Origin of the sequence: Paenibacillus sp. JCM 10914, from assembly GCF_001315105.1 — a bacterium.
GTDB lineage: Bacteria > Bacillota > Bacilli > Paenibacillales > Paenibacillaceae > Paenibacillus_AQ.
In genome coordinates this window covers 85,328-105,673 of record NZ_BAZR01000017.1, presented here as the reverse complement: position 1 = coordinate 105,673, position 20,346 = coordinate 85,328, and the positions used below count along the sequence as shown (strand labels likewise).

The 20,346-nt window shown below is 50.2% G+C and carries 14 protein-coding genes and 3 pseudogenes; 8 read left to right on the top strand and 9 right to left on the bottom strand.

Going from position 1 to position 20,346, the window contains the following annotated elements; all coding sequences use genetic code 11:
- The first annotated feature begins 148 nt into the window (after nt 1-148).
- Nucleotides 149-391, top strand: a complete 243-nt coding sequence (locus JCM10914_RS31950; protein ID WP_370570264.1) for a transposase — start codon at nt 149-151, stop codon at nt 389-391.
- Between the two features lie 71 nt (nt 392-462).
- Entirely contained in the window at nt 463-639 is a 177-nt protein-coding gene (locus tag JCM10914_RS28965; protein WP_023963543.1) for a hypothetical protein, read from the top strand.
- A 1,172-nt stretch (nt 640-1,811) separates the two neighbouring features.
- Here JCM10914_RS28965 and JCM10914_RS18080 read toward each other — a convergent pair.
- The 4 genes and pseudogenes from JCM10914_RS18080 to JCM10914_RS18065 all read right to left on the bottom strand — a co-directional run bounded on the left by JCM10914_RS18080 (nt 1,812) and on the right by JCM10914_RS18065 (nt 7,819).
- On the bottom strand, nt 1,812-2,819 hold the full coding sequence (locus JCM10914_RS18080) for a LacI family DNA-binding transcriptional regulator (protein WP_023963542.1): 1,008 nt from the start codon (nt 2,817-2,819) through the stop codon (nt 1,812-1,814).
- 100 nt (nt 2,820-2,919) lie between these two features.
- On the bottom strand, nt 2,920-3,321 hold the full coding sequence (locus tag JCM10914_RS18075; protein ID WP_023963541.1) for an S-layer homology domain-containing protein: 402 nt from the start codon (nt 3,319-3,321) through the stop codon (nt 2,920-2,922).
- A complete protein-coding gene (locus JCM10914_RS18070; RefSeq protein WP_023963540.1) occupies nt 3,303-4,826 on the bottom strand; it encodes a glycosyl hydrolase family 8 in 1,524 nt (507 codons plus the stop codon). The genes JCM10914_RS18075 and JCM10914_RS18070 overlap by 19 nt, the downstream gene beginning before the upstream one ends.
- 337 nt (nt 4,827-5,163) lie before the next feature.
- Nucleotides 5,164-7,819 (bottom strand): annotated as a pseudogene (locus JCM10914_RS18065) (adenosylcobalamin-dependent ribonucleoside-diphosphate reductase).
- Nucleotides 7,820-8,245: 426 nt separating this feature from the next.
- Here JCM10914_RS18065 and JCM10914_RS31445 point away from each other — a divergent pair.
- The 3 genes and pseudogenes from JCM10914_RS31445 (at nt 8,246) to JCM10914_RS18050 (ending at nt 12,233) form a co-directional block, all read left to right on the top strand.
- Nucleotides 8,246-10,002 (top strand): annotated as a pseudogene (locus JCM10914_RS31445) (DEAD/DEAH box helicase).
- Nucleotide 10,003: 1 nt separating this feature from the next.
- A pseudogene (locus JCM10914_RS18055) lies at nt 10,004-10,965 on the top strand (YqhG family protein).
- Nucleotides 10,966-11,378: 413 nt separating this feature from the next.
- Nucleotides 11,379-12,233, top strand: a complete 855-nt coding sequence (locus JCM10914_RS18050) for a hypothetical protein (RefSeq protein WP_023963533.1) — start codon at nt 11,379-11,381, stop codon at nt 12,231-12,233.
- Nucleotides 12,234-12,277: 44 nt separating this feature from the next.
- Here JCM10914_RS18050 and JCM10914_RS18045 read toward each other — a convergent pair whose 3' ends face one another.
- The gene (locus JCM10914_RS18045; protein WP_023963532.1) at nt 12,278-12,469 is read right to left on the bottom strand and encodes a YqzE family protein; all 192 of its coding nucleotides are present in this window, start codon (nt 12,467-12,469) and stop codon (nt 12,278-12,280) included.
- A 150-nt stretch (nt 12,470-12,619) separates the two neighbouring features.
- Between JCM10914_RS18045 and JCM10914_RS18040 the strand changes: the two genes are divergently transcribed.
- The 3 genes from JCM10914_RS18040 to JCM10914_RS31945 all read left to right on the top strand — a co-directional run bounded on the left by JCM10914_RS18040 (nt 12,620) and on the right by JCM10914_RS31945 (nt 15,826).
- Complete coding sequence (locus JCM10914_RS18040; RefSeq protein WP_023963531.1) at nt 12,620-13,387, top strand: N-acetylmuramoyl-L-alanine amidase; 768 nt, start codon at nt 12,620-12,622, stop codon at nt 13,385-13,387.
- Nucleotides 13,388-13,598: 211 nt separating this feature from the next.
- Complete coding sequence (locus tag JCM10914_RS18035; protein WP_023963530.1) at nt 13,599-15,074, top strand: methyl-accepting chemotaxis protein; 1,476 nt, start codon at nt 13,599-13,601, stop codon at nt 15,072-15,074.
- 8 nt (nt 15,075-15,082) lie between these two features.
- Nucleotides 15,083-15,826 (top strand): methyl-accepting chemotaxis protein, encoded by a 744-nt coding sequence (locus tag JCM10914_RS31945; protein ID WP_023963529.1) that lies wholly within the window; start codon nt 15,083-15,085, stop codon nt 15,824-15,826.
- A 92-nt stretch (nt 15,827-15,918) separates the two neighbouring features.
- Here JCM10914_RS31945 and JCM10914_RS18030 read toward each other — a convergent pair whose 3' ends face one another.
- From JCM10914_RS18030 to JCM10914_RS18015, 4 genes are all read right to left on the bottom strand, one after another.
- Entirely contained in the window at nt 15,919-16,818 is a 900-nt protein-coding gene (locus JCM10914_RS18030; RefSeq protein WP_023963528.1) for a divergent polysaccharide deacetylase family protein, read from the bottom strand.
- A gap of 244 nt (nt 16,819-17,062) precedes the next feature.
- On the bottom strand, nt 17,063-18,130 hold the full coding sequence (locus tag JCM10914_RS18025) for a DUF2092 domain-containing protein (RefSeq protein ID WP_023963527.1): 1,068 nt from the start codon (nt 18,128-18,130) through the stop codon (nt 17,063-17,065).
- A 9-nt stretch (nt 18,131-18,139) separates the two neighbouring features.
- Nucleotides 18,140-19,594, bottom strand: coding sequence for a HAMP domain-containing sensor histidine kinase (locus tag JCM10914_RS18020; RefSeq protein WP_023963526.1), 1,455 nt, complete (start codon nt 19,592-19,594; stop codon nt 18,140-18,142).
- Nucleotides 19,591-20,301 carry a response regulator transcription factor gene (locus JCM10914_RS18015; RefSeq protein WP_023963525.1) on the bottom strand — a complete coding sequence of 237 codons (711 nt, stop codon included), beginning with the start codon at nt 20,299-20,301 and terminating at the stop codon, nt 19,591-19,593. The genes JCM10914_RS18020 and JCM10914_RS18015 overlap by 4 nt, the downstream gene beginning before the upstream one ends.
- Nucleotides 20,302-20,346: the final 45 nt, after the last annotated feature.

Sequence of the window (20,346 nt, the reverse complement as noted above, 5' to 3'; positions counted from 1 at the left end):
TTCGCTTAATTTGGATATTCTGCGATTTTGATCCTCATTGGCCACTTTGAATAACCCCTTTAAAATTAAATAAGGATGAACGCAAGTGCTAATAAACGGTTTATTTACAAAACTCCTGATTAGTTGGAGCAAACTAGAAATTAAGGACATGAAGAGACGATACGAAATAAGAGACGATCAATGGGAAATCATAAAGACATACTGTCCCCTGCCTATAAAAAAACTAGGAGAAAGACGTCCGAAAGATCATAAGATGATGTTAAACGCGCTGTTTAGGGTAGCCAGAACCGGGGCACCCTGGAGGGATCTACCCAAATATTATGGCTCGTGGTCCTCGGTGTACAGCAGGTTTCGTAGCTGGCAGAAGGCTGGAATTGGGGATCAAATCTAAGAGCATGTTTCTATTGAACTTGATTTTTATAAATGTGATGATCCACGCTACGATTGTACGCGTACATCAGCATGGAGCCGGGGCAAAAGGGGCAGAAATTTCAGATTATGGGACGCTCCAGAGGCAGATTAACGACTAATATTCATGCCGTTGTTGGTGCACTTGGCAACCCGCTTCGCTTTGAATTGATGGCGGGGCAAGATCATGATTCAGTTAAAAGCTACGAGATGTTGAAGCCATGGATCTAACCCAATAAATAAGTCTTGGCGGTTCGAGTGTAAGATACCAAAAAGTATGTTGGAACTGCTTCTAGAACAAGAGGCGTCCTTTACCAAGGAATCCCCGAGGGGGATTTGCGCGTCTTTAACACAAGTAGTTACCAGCTCGAACTAAGACACAGCCTGTCCGTTACGGGTGACATCGATCGTAGCCAGATAGAGCATTTTAAGCAAGAATTCATCGGTTAAGAATATACTTATTCCCTTGGTCACATGGCGGAGCTACCGGTGGTAGCTCTCGATCATGTTCGTTATGTAAATCAGTTTGCCGATCTCGGGTGGTCGTTTGTTGTTGAGTTTCTTCTTCTATGATTTGTACATCTGTCAACCAAGAGACCTTTAGGCTTAAACAACATTTCGAGAAGCGCATCTTGCAGGCGAGATCGCTCATTTGAACAACAGACGAACAGCCGGAGACCAAGCCGGTACACCGCTGCGTTTAAAAATTCCGGACTGTGTCAGAAGTAATGAAAAATCGAACCTGTCCCGAGAGTACACAAAATTGGCGCATTCCCCCTGTGAAAGCTTTCGGAACCGTGGCTGCTCAAGGGGTTATCTCAAAACGATCACCTTCGCTATTATTGAGGCGGCATCAAAAACTTAAGTGTTTTCGACAATATTCAACTATAAATTTCAGCTGACTACAGTTACTATGTTATGGGACAAAACGTACAATGGTACATTGCAGGTAATATTATACATTATTTTGTTGTTTTTTGGAATAGGAGTATAAACATTTCCTAGCTGATTAAAACTGGAAGAATACTGCGAACCCTTTTGACATTTGCTATTGACAAATAAAAGAATCTATAAGGATCTGTACTCTAAGACATCCTTAAACCTGCTGAAAGAATGCCTTTTGCCCGAGGGGATTAACGAACGAGGCGATAACTGGCACGAGGTGATTAAGAAGGCTACCAGAACGTGCCCCTTTCATTCGCGCTTGATCGCCAATTTCACTCCTTACAACCCGCCTACCTGTTCCCTCTTATCGAAAACCAAAAAGACCCGCAGCAAGTCATGTCATCCCATGACGTTGCTGCAGGTCTTCTGTGCTTCGGAGCCTTAACTGTTACAACTATTATGAAACCTCATTATCGACTTATCGTTTATAACGTCCACACCAACCCCATTCCTCACATCTACTTTCCCTCAAACATGCTCGTAGATGCTCTGACAATCAGCTCCGGTTGAAGCTTGAGGTGTTTCACCTCGTTGTCTTCCGTATCTTTTTTGCGCCTGATCTGCTTGAGTAGCAGCTCGATGGCCTGGGCGCCGATACTTTCGACTGGCTGGCGTACGGTCGTGAGCCATGGATGGAACTGCGTCGCGAACACTTGATCATCGTATCCGACGATCGACATGTCGTCCGGTATGCGAAGCCCGTTGTTCTTCAGGGCATCCATCACCCCGAAGGCCATCATATCATCTCCGGCGAAGACCGCCGTCGGCAGGCTGCCTGATGCAATCCAGCTTTCAGCAATTTGATAACCGGACGGAATGTCGAAGTTCCCTTGCTCGATACGGCACTCGAGCCCCGCTTCCGCCATCGCTTCCTGATAGCCGCGAACCCGCTCCTTGCTGCTAAGGAAGGAGCTCGGACCGCTTATATGAGCGATGGAGACATGGCCAAGATCGATCAGATGCTTCGTCGCCTCATAACCGCCGCGGAAATTATCAACCTGTACGGACGGTGCAAGCGAGTTATCCTTCTGATTGTCGACGAGCACGTACGGAATATTTTTGCGCGTCAATTTCTGTTCATACCGCTCTTCGTTAATCGGGGAAAGGACGATCATCCCGTCTACCCGATCCTCTTGAAATATAGCATTGTTCATATCATTCTCATCCGCTTGCGAAATGAAGAGCGCCATCAAATAATGATGCTCCGCCACCTTATCATTGATTTCCTTCACAACCGCATCCAGGAACGAGTCGTTCAGCGTCATGATCGCAATGCCGATCACGCCTGTTTTGCCAAGGGCCAGACTTCGTGCGGCGGCGCTGGGGGAATAACCAAGCTCCTGCATCGCCTGAAGCACCTTGATCCGGTTCTTCTCACGTACCGTTCCGGCATGATTGATGACCCGAGATACGGTTACAACCGATAATCCCGACTTCCGTGCCACATCAAAAATATTCACTTTCATCCGTTCTTCTCTCCTTGCGATAATACCGCGTATGTCATTACGATATCACATTTTGAGTGAAGTTGGCAGTCCCGCCGCCTGCACGGATCGAATAAATATTTTAGGTGCTAAGCAGCGTTCTCAATAAAGTAATAACTTCACCGCGAGTCAGCGATGCATCAGGTCCGAAAGCCGAGGATTGGGGCTGGAATAACGAGACACCCGCTTCACTCAACGCCACAATCGCTGGTTTGGCCCAAGTAGGAATATCTGCATCATCAGTGAAATCAGTTGATGCGGATTCCGTGGCCAGCTCCAGCTTCTTCGCCGATGCCAGCAATACGGCCGCTTCCGCTCTCGTCAGCTTTTGCGACGGTAGGAATTGCTCGCCAAAAAGTCCCTCCCCGATTCTCGCCTGCGCAATTTGGGCTACAGAACGGCTGGCCCAAGGCGCGATAGCCGTTTGATCCACGAACGGCAGCGCTGCGCCATCCCCTTCGAGCTTCAGCGTCTTCGCCAGCATAACGGCAAACTCCGCGCGCGATACGCTTCATCCGGCTTAAATTTACCGTTCGGATATCCGTTCACAACACCCTCTGCAAGCGATTTCACAATATCCTCTTCTGCGGCATGACCGGCAATATCGGTTGCCGCTACGCCCGTCGGGGACCACCAGTTGCCGGAGACGACGATCATACTGAGCAGACGAATCGAGTTGCCATAGTAATAACGCCATTCGACCGCGGTCGAGTTCGCTTCTTCCGTATGATAATCCCACAGATCGTTCAGCCATTGCTGATTGCTCTTGTCGATCATCGCACTGACCATGAACGGTGCTGTAAATTCAAGACCGCCATCCCATTCGCTTAGCTTCGTCTGGCCGTCAAGCGAGTAGCCCGACCAAACTTCGTGCGGCGCGTTATGCTTCTCAGATACGAATTTATTCAATGTCGACAGTTGATCATACGCTCTTTTATCGCCTGTGAGCAGAAAGTCGGATGCAATTCGCCAAGGCGTACGGCAGGAGTTGTAATTATACGCTCCGTCAAACTCCGACTCCAGAAAATGTCCGCTCTCCGACGTCCATTCAAATTCCGATACGGGTTTATAAGTACCGTCCAAATCACGATAGACAAAGTCCGGCAGCAAGCCGGTCTGCGGACTATACGACGTATGTACATCATGGATAATGCCGTATGTAGTCTCGATTACGTTGAGCCAGCGCTCATCGCCTGTAGCTTTATAGAATTCCTTCAGGTGCTGAAGCATGAAGTCCGAGGGACGGGATGCCGGTTTGAAGCTCGGCTCGCTGTCGGAAATCGGAACCCAATCGCCAAGTTGCAGGTGAAAATGCTCTGGATGAACTTCGCTTTCCATGATTGCGTTAATCACTTTGACCGCTTCATTCTTGTAATTAATCGCACCGGAACTGCCCCATTGCTTATCTGCTAGTAGCAGCGCATAAGCGATGTCCATGTCGCCGTCGATCGCGGAGTCTGTACCGTTCACATCGATGATCGCACCGTCGCGGTCAGCTTGCTGCCAAGCCATCAGATCAGGATGAATCTCGCTCGGATGGGCGCGGAAGAACCGGTACATGCCGTCGAATATCTTCTTCGCTTCCGAATCATGGCCAGCCATAAGCGCGGTAATCATCATGCCGTAGCCATGCGCTTCAGATACCGTAATAGCATCCCCGTTCCAACCACCGTCGTTGTACCAGACATAATACTGGTTGCTGTTGTGCGGGTTTTTCTTTATATATTTCAGCTTATATTGGTCGTACAGCAAAGCAACTTCAGCGTCCATTTGCTTCTGGGTCACATGACTTGGCTTGATGCTTCCTTCCGCATAACTCATATGCTGAGGGAATGGCCGAAGCGGTTTATCCTTACCGTCTCCACTCCCCGCGCTTGCGGCATGCCCGACCGGGGCCAATGTAAGGGATAAGATCAAGGCAAATACCAGCACGATAATGGAAATCATGGCTGCTGGCGGGTAAGGCTTGTAGGAATCACGAAGCTTCATGTTCATCACTGCCTTTCGGTTATAGTTGATTTTCCGATTCACGAAATATAAACGCTTTAACTTTTGGTGTTACAAATCCCGTCCCCCAAATACTCCCTTCGCTCCTTCCCATTTTGAAAGCGCTTATATATGGATTGTAAAATTGTGTTATATGAAAGTCAATCATAAAATTAAAGCGTTTTAATTTTAATTTATGGACCAACCATTTTCAGCACGAACTGCCTCTCATTTGTACCTGGGGTCTCTCCTAACTTATCAACTCAAAATAAAAAGAGGAATGACCATAAAACGGCCATTCCTCAGTCCTCCACATCTAAAGTTCATCTATATAAATCCCTTAAGAACACTTACTATACCACAGTTCCCGCACGTCTTACAGCCTTCGATATTAATCAAGGATGCACCGCCGCAGGATGGACATAGATCGAGTGACATGGTGCTGCTGCCTGTATGTGAGCCATGTCCGCCATACCCTGTGGCTGTCGTCGCCTCGGCATCGCCTGCATCAGGCGGTGCCATCGTGGCCGCGACCGGTGCCGGATCATGGTCATGATCCTCCTCCACGCCGCTGGCAACATGCGTTTCCAGCGCCTTCGCGACCGCATCCGCGATAGACTCCACGCGGTTCGCGCCGAAGCCGATCGCGCCGGTGCCCCCGATGCCCTTGAGATGCTTGATCAGCAGTTCCACCTTGTTGCCGTGATCCCCGTAACGGAGGAACAGCGAGCAGACACGGCCGAGCGCCTCCGCCATGGCGAACACATCCGATCCGGCCTTGCCGACATTGAGGAAGATCTCGCTTGGAATGCCGTTCAGATCGTTGATCGTAATGTACGCCATCCCGAACGGCGTGTTCATCTTATACGTTGCTCCGCGCAGCACCTGCGGGCGCTTCTTGTACTGCTTGTCGAGCCCGCTCTTGCCTGGAGCCGCAATAGCTTGAACAGCCGGTTCCATTGTTGCCGGCTGAGCGCCTACTCCATCTTCGGCAGTTTGACCTGCTGCACTTTGCCCCAGAGCCGTATCTGGTGAAGAGGCTATAACAGCCTCCGTGGCTGTGGCTTTGTCTTCCTTCTTCTCGGTTTGTAGCACCTGTACGTCGCGGCTGCCGTCGCGATAAATCGTAACACCCTTACAGCCAAGATCGAACGCCAGCTCATACAGGTTCTTCGTGTCCTCGACGGTGAAATCTGCCGGACAGTTAGCCGTCTTCGAGATCGAGCTGTCAACCCACCGCTGAATCGCGGCTTGGACCCGAATATGATCCTCGGCGGACAAACTCATCGCTGTGACATAGTAATCCGGAAGCTCTTCACCCGGATGACTATCCACCATTCCTGCGCAATCGGCACGAACTGCTCGTCGAAGCCCAGTCGGCTTTGACGGAAATACTTGAAGGCAAAATATGGCTCAATGCCTGTTGAAGTCCCGACCATCGTGCCCGTACTACCGGTAGGCGCCTGGGTAATCACCGTTACGTTACGTGCACCTTTCTCACGAACTGCTTCGGCCACTTCAGGATATACCTCAGCCATGTTTTTCATAAATCCGCTTTGCAGATACAACTCCGCATCGAACGCTTTGAACGAACCCTTCTCCTCCGCTATATCAGCAGAAGCCAGGTACGCTTCACGAGCTATGAAGCCGTACAGCTTGTCGAGGAATTCGAGCGATTCCGGACTGCCGTAACGAATATTCAGCTTGATCATCAGTTCCGCGAGACCCATCGTTCCAAGGCCCACCCGGCGCTCATTCTTCTGATTCTCTTCATTCTCTGCAAAATGGTATGGCGTCCGGTCGATAACATTATCGAGGAACCGCACGGAATAACGCGTTGTGGTCGCCAGCTCATCCCAGGCTACATCGTGGTTAGCTTCATCGTAGAACTTCGACAGGTTCATCGCGGACAGATTGCAGACGCCCCAACCGGGAAGCCCCTGCTCACCGCACGGATTCGTGCAGATGATCGGGTTAAAATACCAGCTGTTGGACATCTGGTTGTAGTATTCCATGAAGACAACGCCCGGTTCAGCCGATTTCCATGCCGATTCGATGATCGTATGCCATACTTCGCGCGCTTTGACGGTTCTGTAATGGATCACTTGGCGTCCAGCGGCCTTCCATTTATCCAAATCCCCGTCCCACAACTCGTCATAGTCTGGATCGGAGGTGTCCGGGAACACAAGCTCCCAGTCCAGGTCTTCCTTCACGGCCTTCATGAAATCATTGGACACGCATACCGACAGGTTGGCATTCGTAACTTGTCCCATCGTCTGCTTGACCGTGATGAAATCGACGACGTCCGGATGCCAATCGTTGATCATCAGCATCAAGGCACCGCGACGACTTCCGCCTTGTTCGATCAACCCTGTCGTATAACTGAACAAGCCGCCCCAGGACACCGCACCGCTGGAAGAGCCGTTCACGCCTTTTACAATCGCACGACGAGGACGCAGCGAGGACAGATTGATCCCAACACCGCCGCCACGAGCCATAATCTCGGTCATCTCCGTCAACGTCTCCATAATGCCCCCGCGGCTATCCTTAGGCGAAGGAATCACGTAACAGTTAAACAGCGTTAACTCATCGCTTGCGCCTGCACCTGCGGCGATACGCCCGCCTGGCACCAGCTTCCAATCATCCAGAATCTCGCGGAACTTGCCGCGCCACTCCTCTTGCAATTCCGGTGTTGCCTCTACCGATGACATAGCGGATGCAAGCCGATCCCACATTTCTTCCGGTGTCTTCTCGATGGTTAACGTCAACTTCTCCACGTTCGATTCCACAAGCTCGCCCTTACGTGTCTTCACGGTGACCTTGCGACCCTCGCGCTTCACGATCTCGCCAACTTCCTTCGTCGGAAACTTAGGATCATCCTTCGTCAAGGCCAGCACTACATCGCCAACCTTAGCGTTGTTGGTGTCCGCATCCTTCCAAGCATACCGGTCCAAAAAGATCTTCTCACTTAAACCTTCCAGCCGCTGATTCTGCATCGTACTCAAGCGCAACTACCTCCTATATAAAATATGAACTAGAACAACTGCTTCCCAGGCAACACATAGCCTGTTATGTAGCGTATCAAACATATAGAAATATTCCGCCAAACCATATATATTGATGTATTTTTATTATACTACACTATATATAGATTAACTATGCCAATAATGTGAAAATTAAGGCAGCAACCCCACCAACATAACCTCCAGCTTCCGCGTTCTTCCTCTCGCTCTCTTTTTTGTTAGAGCCTATGAAAAATAACGTGAAAATCTCCAAATCCAACAATCATGCGCTCTCTTTAAGTTCCACCCTAACCAAGTAGTCTCTCGGATGGGCGCATCGGTTATGAAGATACTCTTTTTCGTCCATACTACATATACGCCATGGACCGTAAATCTTTCATCTTTAGGAGGAAATCTCAAATGAATTATCAGCCGTCAGCTGATTCAGACACCACCATCGACCCGCGCTTGCCTGTACCGCTGCAGATCGATCGTTCCTGGCTTGAGGACCTGGACAGCCGACTGGATAAGGGGGGACCGTGGGGCGACCACCGCTTGTCACAGCTTGCCCTAGAGGGCGAGAAGTCCCGATTGGTTACAAGCTTTGATGAGCTGCAATGTCTCAAGCACCTGAACGGACTATCCCCGCTTCCGCATCAGACCGATACGGCCAGAAGAGTGCTGTTTGAAATGTCGGGTCGCGCAATCCTTGCCGACGAAGTGGGGCTTGGAAAGACCATCGAAGCCGGTCTCATTCTCAAAGAATACATCGTTCGCGGTTTGGTAACCAAAGTGCTAATCCTTGTCCCTGCCTCCCTCGTGCTGCAATGGTACGTGAACTGAATTCCAAATTCGGAATTCCGGCTGTCGCACAGAAGAAAGCTTATTCCTGGGGCAATGATATCGTTGTCGCTTCAATGGATACGGCCAAGCGCGATCCGCACCAGGAGCTTCTCCTCAGTCAGGAGTACGATATGCTCATCATTGATGAGGCCCATAAACTTAAGAACAAAAAGACATCCAACTACCAATTCATACAGAAGCTGCGCAAAAAATACTGCCTGCTGCTGACCGCAACCCCCGTGCAGAATGATCTGAGCGAACTGTTCAATCTCATCACGCTGCTCAAGCCCGGCCAATTGGGTGGACAAGGGCAATTCGCGGCCAATTTCGTGGTCGATAAACGCAGACCCAAGAATCAGGACCAGCTTAAAGAGGAACTCGCCAAGGTGATGATTCGTAACCGCCGCGGTGAGGGTGAGGTGAAATTCACCAAACGATCGGTTCGTAACGTCGCCCTTACCCTCTCACCCGAAGAACAGTCATTATACGACGGGGTCACTTCCTTCGTCAAAGACCAGTATCAGGCAGCGGGCGGGAATTTGAGCAGCATGCTCTCCCTCGTTACGCTGCAGCGGGAAGTTTGCAGCAGCCGCGATGCGGTGTTCGTCACTCTCGTTAATCTGTCCAAGAAACTTCCGGAGGACTCTCCGCTCCGCGAGAAAATATGGGAACTTGTCTATTTAATCAAAGCCATTAAGTCCAACACCAAAGCCGAGAAGACCATCGAGCTGATCAAGCAGATGGACGAGAAGGTCATTATCTTCACCGAATACCGGGCGACACAGGAATATCTGTTAAATTACTTCCGCGATCACGGGCTGATCTGCGTACCTTATCGGGGCGGCATGAACCGCGGGAAGAAAGACTGGATGATGGATCTCTTCCGCGGTCGTGCCCAGGTCATGATCGCGACCGAGGCCGGTGGTGAAGGCATCAACCTGCAATTCTGCCACCATATGATCAACTTCGACTTGCCATGGAACCCGATGCGGGTAGAGCAGCGAATCGGACGTGTGCATCGCCTCGGACAGACACATGATGTACAGATCTACAATCTGTCCACGACCGGTACGATTGAAGAGCATATTCTTAACCTGCTGCATGAGAAGATCAATATGTTCGAGATGGTCATCGGAGGACTGGACGTAATTCTAGAGCGGTTCGAGAAAAAAGAATCCATCGAGAAGAGCCTGTACAAAATCATGCTGGAAGCTGGCAACGAGGACGAAATTCGTCAGCGTATTAACAAGCTCGGAGAATCGCTTCACGATATCAAGCAGGATGTAGAGCAAGAGAGCAGCCAAATCGAAACCTTACGAGAGGAAGAAGCCTAATATGACCATGACGCCGCAGGAAGTGCAGCAGCACTTCATGGCTTATCTAGAAGCCACCGAATGCACCGTCATCGAGAAGTCGCCCGAGCATATCACCGTCAAATTGTCTCCGCAAGCGGATAAAACGCTTACGAACCGCCCTTATTATTGGGGCTTTGTAGAGCGTACAGGCGCTCCGGCGGAGACCTTATCGTTCAACTTTGTATTTGATTCCGAAGCTTATGACGAACGGTTAGCCAAGGCGAAGGAAGCCGACACTGAGTCCAAACTAGCCGCGCCTGCCCAGGATCAGATTCTCTCCCGCTATTACGGTAATGCCCCGATCCTGCCCGTTCTCGGGCCGGGACGGATCCAGCGGGAGAACGTAGGCTACGGCAGCAGCGACTTAACCAGATCTGGAATGCTTCGCGAGAAGAAGGGAAATGTCTATACCTGTTTCAGCAGAGGGATAAAGAGCCGGGGCCAAGGAGCCGCTCAACGCCCTATGAACAGTGGCTCGGCGTATGCTTTAAGGTGGAATTCAGCTGCGATTTGAAGCGCGAAGAATTGTATTATCTCGGTATTTCGCTATCCAGCCGTGCAATCAGTGCTAACTTCCCGGGCATTCTTGAAGGACGTGACCTCACTCCACGCTTGCCCGAAAGTGTACACGTTCGCCCAGCCATCCTCTCTCTGAAGGAAGCAGCCTCCATACTGGAGAATCATTTGATTCAACAATTGAGTAAGCTCGACTACGAGTGGGCATCGCTGGCCAGAGAACGGCTTGAGGATGAATGGCTCGTGATCGACGGGTATTATGAAGATCTGTTGAAGGAGCAGGATGAGGAGAAAAAAGCGCTCATTGAAGCACAGTATCAGAATCGCCGCTCTGAGATGCAATGGCAATATGAGCCTAAAGTAAGCCTGTCCACCATAACCTGCGGATTATTCCATCTTTGTTCGCCGGTGAATGCGTCCACATGACGCCCATCTACAAAAGCAGGCAAAAAAAGAACCCTGCTCCCGCATCTGCGCGCGACATCTTGCAACAGCCTTTGCAAGGCTTGTCCGATATGATGAGGGCATCACCATATCCATGGCGTGCAAGAACCAAGGAAAGGCGGTAAAGCCCTTGAAGTTCTGGAAGCATAAGCAATCTGATCTACAACGGATAGCATTCCCATCCGTTAGGAAAAGCGTTCGTACAGCTTCGTCAACCTTGGCGGCCTCGATGATTTGGCTGTCCGTGATGCATTCACTGGGCGGCGTAGTCTGGGCCGATTTGGTTCATACTACTGCGCCATTGGCCGAACAGGCCGTTAATACGTTCCATTCAAGCTACTACACAGGATCCTCCTACTGGGGGTCAGATCATACAAGCATCCACTCCTCAAAGTTTGACGCAATTTGCAGAGGAGACGGTATCCCGATTATCAGCGCACGCACCGTTCACGGCATGGGCCGATGCTAAGTTGACCTATACCCCACTCGGCCCGGGAACGCATGGCTGGCTTGTCACGATAACAGCGCAAGATATCCCGCAATGGTACCTAATCATCAGCGCCTCCGAAGATGGCGGATATATTCTTAGCGAATACGGAATCGGAACCACGCTTCCCTACAGCCAGGCTTCACTCGGTGAGCGGCTTGTCGCAGAAGGGCTTATGAGGGCAGGTGGCGGTTTGCCGACAGGAAGTACGGTCCGTATGCTCTACAATGTGTCTCCCTTATGGCAGATTGAGCTTCCCGATCAACCGCCCGTTTATATCAACGCACTAAATTATGAGCGCTTGCCTGAACAGCAATCACTGACCTTAACGAGCTACAAGCGAGATCTGTCCGGCGGTACAGGTCAGGTTAAGGGAGTGGTATCGTCATCAGACATGACAATGGATGCTTGGCGTGTAGGACAAACAGCCTTGGCCCCTCGTTCTCATAGCGATAATCCGTATGACAATCTAATGTGGCTGACAACAACGGACCTTCCCGCCCACAGCAGTACCGAGCTTCGAGGCTTGCTGGAGCAGCATCGGGTCTTAACCTTTCGCTCGCAGGACGGTAATGCTGCGTTTGGTGCGCCGTTCAACATAACGGGCTGGCATCGCTGGATTTCAAAGAACGCCGACAACCGAGGAGCCACTTACGTTGCCGTCCCGCTTGCCCATACAGACACACTTCGTTTTCTTCCGGGGTCGCAGTTAATTGGCGAAGGCAAGTTCTACGTCTATCCCCAGTCATTATCACAAACCTAACAAAAAAGGACGCGTATTCCCGCAGTTGGGAAGCGTCCTTTTTTTCATTTGGAACGTTTTTTTCGTTTACTCGTAACATCCTGCTTCCATATGGAGACCGATAACGGAATCATGCCGAACCATTTGGTTGTCCACGCTTCCTTCACCTTCGCCTTTCGTCGAACTTCCCTAGGTGTATCTATATAGTGAACAACACGTTCCGTAATGTATTTAATCAGTTCATCTCCGCTAGCCATATCATCATCTCCTTAAGGTATATCCACGTCCCGCTAATAGTTTGCTCCATTCGGTCAGATCCTAGACCTCCATATGCTGCACGATCGCATGAAATCCGGAAAGTTGCACATTCTAATCAGACCGACACTCATTCGAAAGAAGGAATCATTATGATGAAAACGGCAGGGATGTGGGTGCTTTTGCTCGCCCTTGTGGTTCCGTCCCCCGTTGCAGCAGAAGCAGCTACTGGCATTACCACGATCCCCGTCAGCAGGCTTGTAACCGAGACACCCGAAGTCACCCCTACTTCCGATGTGAACAGAAACAACGTAGAAACTCGGCACCTCCACCCATTCGCCTACGATGTCATTCTCATTGATGTCGGTCATGGCGGTATTGATGGCGGCACTTCCTACGGAACCATTCTGGAGAAGGATATCAATTTGGCGATATCCCGCCGACTATTTATGCTGCTGCGTCAAGAGGGATACCATTGTGTCTTGAATCGCGACGCCGATTATGCACTCAGTGACGATAATCGGTGGCATCGCACATCTTCGCGACATCGGCGCGATCTGTCACAGCGTAAACAGTTAAGCAAAGAACTGCCTACGAAAATGGTCGTTAGTGTACATGTTAACTGGGGCAAGAATCCGTCCAAGGGCGGCGGGATCGTCCTTCATCAAGCGGAGGGCCGCAGTACTGCGCTCGCAGCGATTATTCAAGATCAACTAAATCAGGTTTACCGTAATCACAACACGATCATGGTGGGCAAACCCTATTATTTGCTGAATACGACCGATGTACCGGCCGTCATTGTAGAAACGGGATTCCTGAGTCATGCGCAAGACCGTGATTTACTTACGAGCCGTAATGGTCAAATGCGCATTGCCGAAGCGATTGCAGATGGGATTATTAGCTACCTGACAGCCCTCTAATGGGGCTGTTTTTTATATATTCGACCATTTTTCCTAACTATGACTAGGCAATTCACCTCATTTAATGTAAGATAAATTGACATTAAAGTGAAAAAAGAATCATTTTTGCGAAAAATTTAGTAGAAATTTCAGGGAATTATGATAGTATAACTAACATAAACAGAGATTAGAACAAAGCATGTACCGACAATAGGGATTGGGGGAGATCGCTATGTTTGATTGGTTAGGTTTTCGGCAAGGACTTCCGCTCTGGGTTTCCTGGCGGTTGAATCGCAACCTTGAGAAGGATGTCGAGGAGATTTTTGAGGGCATTGCCGAGACGCGCAAAGAACTTCTCTTCTCGTGGAGCCATGAGTATTGGGGACACATCGAAAGATTGAAAGAGCAATGGGACAAGCTAAACCTGGGAGATAGCGGCATAGAGATGTCCGCAGAAGCTGGCTTGAAATTAAACCAGGAACAGCTTTTTCAATCGTTGTATTCAAGAGCTGAAGATTTTACTGAATTATTTCTTTTGAATACTGCTGGCAAAGTCACATTCTCTACATATACGCCACATATTGGCACGATGTATCGTGACGATAGCGTTCTGGGTATCGCCATAACGAACCTTCGCAACACTTCAACTGATCAATTGCTATATGGTCCATACGCAGACGCCATGACGAGTTCAATCGGCCCGCGAACTTCTACCTTTCATGACCAAATGACGCTGTTATTCATGCATACCTTGCGTGTTAACGGTCAATTTGCCGGTATCTTATGTGGCCGAGTACCGGGTGACGTGATCGGCGACCTGATTCAACGTGAATCCGGCCATGTGTATCCGGATTCGGGGGATAACTATATATTTATGGCGAAGCCAAATCTTAATCTGCATATCGCTCCGGGAACCGCCTTGTCCAGAAGCCGCTTTGAGGACCGAACCTTCACGCACGGGGAGAATCTTAAGGACGGGGTTACCACGAATTGGGGCACGGTCTCTGTGAAAGAACATACCGAGTTGGAGATTATGTTTACAGACCCTGCCACCGGCGAGCTCCATCCTGGTGTTGCTAATACAATTCAGAACGGTAATAATCTATTCGTTGCATTTCCAGGCTACTCCGATTATCGTCACATCCCCGTTATAGGCAAGGGCGTCACCTTTAGACTGCCTCATTGTCCCGATGATTGGGGCATGATGTGCGAAGGTGATCTTGAAGAGGTCTACCGAATTCGCGGTATTCGCTTACGCTTTGCGAAACTGCATAACTGGCTTACCCTTGTCTTTAGCGTTATCATGGCCGTCATCGTATACCTGGCGGCCGCTTACACCGCTCCTATCATAGCTGCATGGATTGGGGGAGCGGCTTGTCTGATCACAGGGCTTCTAACCTCTAGCCTGGTCGGACGCAAGGAGATCGGGCGCGTGGCGGAACGCCTGCGGAACATTAGCCGCTTCATTCGCATCAATGCAGAAGGCAAAGGCGATCTGACCCAGCGGCTCCACCCCAATACATTCGACAACGACGAGACACGCGAGCTCGCCAAATGGATCAACAATATGATCGACTCGCTTGAGAGCATTATGATTCAGGTGAAGTTAACGGCTGGCGATGTGTCCTCCAGTCAACAAATCATGAATGATACGACGGCAGATACTGTCACATCAGCGGCCGGGTCAGCACCAACATCAATGAGATGATCCGCAGCATGCGCAGCCAACTTCAGGATATCGATGCGGTGAAAGACAGCGCGGAACAGATGCGCGAGACGCTAAGACTGCTGGAGCAGCAAGCCAGCGAGCAGATCGACGTGGCCAAGAACGAAGTCATCCGCATTGGAGGCAAGATGTCCCACATCTCCTCCAAAGTCGAGGAGACGAACCAGACGATTCGCACGTTCATGCGTACGGTGCAAGAGATCCGCAGCGTGCTGCAAGCGATCGAGCAGATTTCCTCCCAGACGCATCTGCTTGCATTGAATGCCTCCATTGAGGCTGCCCGAGTGGGTGAACATGGACAAGGCTTCGCGGTCGTGGCGATGGAAATTCGCAAACTTTCGGAATTGACCAGAACATCGACGGAGCAAGTTCACAGCATCATTAGCCACATATATAAGGATGCCGAGCAAGCTTTTCAATCCATGGAGGAAGGGACCAAGGTCGTGCAGGAAGGGAATATGCTCGTATCTGCTGCATCCGAACTGCTGACCGCTGCCGCCGAGGACGATCAGCGGAAGCATCAGGCGGTGGATGAGGTGGTTCAGCTGATGGAGAAGATTGCTTCGGTCAGTAAGGAGAATCGCAAAATTTCCAAGAATGTAGAGAGCAAGGTACTGGAGCTTACACAAGAGATTGAGAGTATCCGATATACGTCCGACAATGTTAAGGTTATCGCCACATCGATGCAGCAGCTCGTGGGGCAATTCAAACTGAAAGACACACGAACCCATTAATGTCTCGGGTCCCAGACCATGTGAATAGCCTTCCTTGTCCAAGTGCCGATGTTCCCGCACAGGACCTGGAAGGCTATTCTGGATTTGATCACTTAATGAAGCGGAAGTGGATCGGGTCTCCAACTGGAGCGCTCGCGCACCAGATCGCTAATCCCCACGAAATCAACCTTTTTCTGCAAGGCCGGAATGGAACGCTGAATCGCTTCCGCTGTGCGGGTGCCATACACACCGACATGTCCTATCGTGATACAGTATTCTTGCTGTGTCGCATGCTGGGCTGCGGCCGCAAGTTGCTGATTTACGTGGTCCACGGTGTGAACGTCGTCGAGGAAAATATCGTTCTCAACGGTCGGCAGTCCCTTTGTTGCTGCCAGCTTGCCTGCCACACTGCGGTAATTGGTTTTGCTGTCGATGAAGAACAGCCCTCTCTCCTTACACACGTCCAGCACGATAGACATGATCCTTTCATCTCCTGTTATCTTCGAACCCATATGGTTGTTCACGCCTATTGCGTAGGGAATCGAATCAATAGCCTCTTCCATCCGTTTCCGAACCTCCTCATCGGTCAGAGAACTCAAGATAGCACCAGGACCAAGCCAGGAAGCACGTCCTTGCTTCGGTTCCATCGGCATATGAATGATCACATCATGACCCTGTGCATGCGCAGCCTCCGCGTCCTTCTTGCTTGATGGCAGGAACGGCATAACAGCAACCGTAATTTTCACCGGAAGGGCCAGCATCTCTTGGGTCCCCTTCTGATTATTGCCAAAATCATCGATGATCACAGCCAGTTTATGCTTCCTCGCCCCCAGCTCCTTCTCCGGCTTGGATACCGATGGCACAGGCTGACTAGCAGGATCTAATGCTTGAATCATAGTATGACTCTCATTGCTTTCATTGAGCTGCCCGCTTGCATATCCGATGGCAGCTCCGTTCATACCTAGACATGCCGTGAATAACAATACCATGATCTTGCGATAATGACTCCGCATCTTCTCGCCCCTCCCACTCCTTCGTAATATGCCGAAATTGACTTATCCCTATTGTGGGAGAAAAGCAGCCTAATTATGTAAAGCATCCGAAAAAACGGTGCCCGCGACCAGGAAAGCTCGAATCGAAAAGGTCAAGCAAAGACTCCACTGAGTCTTGCTTGACCTTTTTTTTCAATAGTATGAGTAACCAAACGAGATCCCTGACCAGGAGCTGTCACATTCGCAAGCGGCTCATCTATCTGGTTCACTGTTCATCGCTGAGCACCATGCCCTCTACTTGCTTCATCACATCTTCCTTCGCCAGATCGGGATGATCGATGAGGATTCCGTAGCGCAGTTCGCCCTCGTCCCAACTGAGCCAACGAATCTCTTCCGTATATTCACCCGGCATGCCACGAACCGTTACATTTCCATTAAGTTCGGCATCCGCGGGGCGATCGAACACCGATAACGTCAGCGTCGGAACCCCGTTGTTGGTATAGTAGACCGTAACTTCCGTCCGGTTCAATTCCCCACCGTATACGTTCCATTCCACGGTCTCAACTGTCTGATCTCCATCCGGGAAGACCAGGAACGGTTCTCCCAGTGCTGCGGCGGCCTCTTTCACAGTCCCGGTCTGTGTAGGATTCTCCGCCTCGATATCTACGATGTCAACACCTTCCGGTAGATCAAGGGTAAAGGTATCTTCAGTAAAAGTCGGCGTAAAATCCAGAGCGGTATAGGTCACTTCGGAACGGACATCACCGGAGATGGACTTTGACTTGACCAGGAACCAGGTTTTTTGATCTACCCACAGCTCCATGTCCCCCAGCAGCGAGTCTTTGGAATTGGCTGTTATCTTCAAATGGTACGTGGTATGCCCAAGCAGCTCTTCCTCGCCCACCACCTCAAACGTATGCGTATTCTTCATACGCTCCAGCATGGCGGTAAGCTGTTCTTTCTGAGTTTGGCTGACTGGCAATTCCGTGCCCGCAATATTAAGCGTCTGCGCCTGACTGCCTCCTTCCTCATAGATTAACAACCGGCTTCCGTCATTCAGCGTATACGATATTTGATCTTCATTCCTTTTATCTACTGTAATGATCTTTCGTTTTCCGTCACTACTGGCGAATTCCTCGAAGGAGAACTGATCCGTCAGTTCTTCATTCATATAGAGCTTGAATTCACCTTCGCCTTTGTAGTTTTCCTGTCCGGGACTGTCTTGCAGCACATTGGACATAATCTCTTCCGAAGATGCGCTTAAGCTGCCGCTGCATCCTGACAGAATGGTTACCACTGCAAGCGGTATGATCCACATATTTCTAATATCCATGAATTTCGCCTACCTTTCTTTAATCCAGCACGCTGCTATGGTGCCGCAACCTTCTTCCGACCAGAGCCGGATGTGTCCTTCATGTCTCTCCATCAGCATCTTGGCTATGCTTAGTCCAAGCCCTGAGCTTCCACTGCCTCTGGATTCTTCCCCCTGGACAAAAGGAAGCAGCATCCTCTCCAGCATCTGTTCTGGTATATTCGTTCCTTCATTCTGAATGATCATGACCGTGCCGCCGTTACGCCATGCCTCCAGTGCTTCACGAATGGGCGGGAAAATCTCCTCTGGCAGGGGCTGATCCTGCGAGAGCGCCGCCAATAAGATCATGTCGCCCTCATCCGTATGACGAATGGCATTGGCCACCAAATTGTCGAGAACCCGGATCATCTGCTTCACATTGACATGATAGGTGCCGAAAGCCCTTTGATCAATGCGGAGCTGGATTCCTTTCTTCATGCAAGGCTTCTCGTAACCGGATAAGAGCATCTCGAAGAACTCCTCTCCATCCACCTCTACGATCCCGGTTTGGTCATGGGAAGCTTGCAACGAGGCATAGATCGCCAGATCATCGATTAATTGCTTCATATAGGCCAATTTTTCCACCAAAATCGCCTTGTACTCTCTGCTCTCCTGATCTGTAAGCGGCCGATCGCTCATAAGTCCTTCTGAATATGCCTGGATCACCGTCAACGGCGTTTTCAAGTCATGGGACAGTGCGGCCAGGATGAATTCCTTCTCTTTCTGCTGTTGGACAATCTCTTCTTGAGACTTCTTGATCTTCTCTTTCATCGTATAAAAATGAGTCTGTAGCTCACCGATCTCATCTCTGGCCGGACGTGTGCCAGGAATAATCTCGCCCTCAGCAAATGCGGTCATCTGACGCTGCAGCGTCAACAACGGCCGGTTCAGCTTCCGGTTGAGCAGATAGATCACCGCAAGGAATACAATAACGATGAAGACCATCAGTCCCCCGCCGATCCATACGGTCCGCTCCTTGATCCCTTGCAGCCACTCCTCCCGGTTGATCGTCACTTCATAAAAGCCGGTTAGTTGGCCTCCTTGATGCAGCACAGGCCTTTTGACCGTGTAAGTGCTCAAGTTTTTCTGAATCTGGTTCACGTCTTGATACAGCTGTTCCTGATTGAGCTTCGTAAGCCTGCTTGCCACCGGCTCCTGAATCGAAGAGTAGAGAAGGACCCCGTCGAACCGATAAAGCTTGATCTTCATCGTCTCATCCGTCAGCTTATCGATGTCCTCATAGTGTTGCCGGGGCTGGATTCTGTAGTATGTCGGATTTTCAAGTACTGGCTCCATGGCATCAACCGTCATGGTCACTTCCATGTATTCGAGCAGGTCGCGCTTCTGGTCATAGTTACTAACGCTGACATACAGCAGATAGAGGGCAACCAGCGGAAGCAGCATGACGATGAGGTAGCTGATCATCAGCCAATTCCGAATCCTCATAGTACCTCTCCTATAAAACGGTACCCCACTCCCCAGACCGTCTGGATAAAGGTAGATGAGCGAGTGTCATCCTGTAACTTGGCCCGCAAGCTTTTGATATGCACCGTAACCGTGTTGTTGCCGTTCCCATCCTCTGGCTGCTGCCAAACGTGCTCATACAACGCTGATTTGGAGAAGATTTCGAATGGATTGTTAGCCATCAGGCACAGCAGATCCCATTCCTTGGCAGTCAGTTGCAGCAGTTCTTCATGGAGACGGACTCTCTTCGATAAAAAATCAATACGAAGCCCATGGGCATAATGGATATCTCGGTCCGTATCTTGCTGATTCTGATAGCGGAGGTACCGCCTCAGATGAGAAGCTATCCTGGCGCTTAGCTCCTCCAGACTGAATGGCTTGGTCACATAATCATCGGCACCGAGATCAAGCCCACGGATCTTGCTTTCATCCTCTAGCCTGGCACTCAGGATCAGGATCGGCACATCCGATTCCTTGCGAATGCTGCGGCAGAGCGTGAATCCGTCCACTTCTGGCAGCATAAGATCCACCAGCACGATATCATAAGGTGACAGCTTATAATCCTCCCAGCCTTCTCTGCCCGTGGATGCCCATGTGACCCCGTAACCCTCGCTTCGAAGATGGTCACATACAATTCTTGCAATTTCCTTGTCATCCTCTACCAACAATACGTTTGCTTCATGCTTCATCGCTGGCTCCCTCTCTCTCTGTCTCTATTCTAAGGGAAGGCTCGA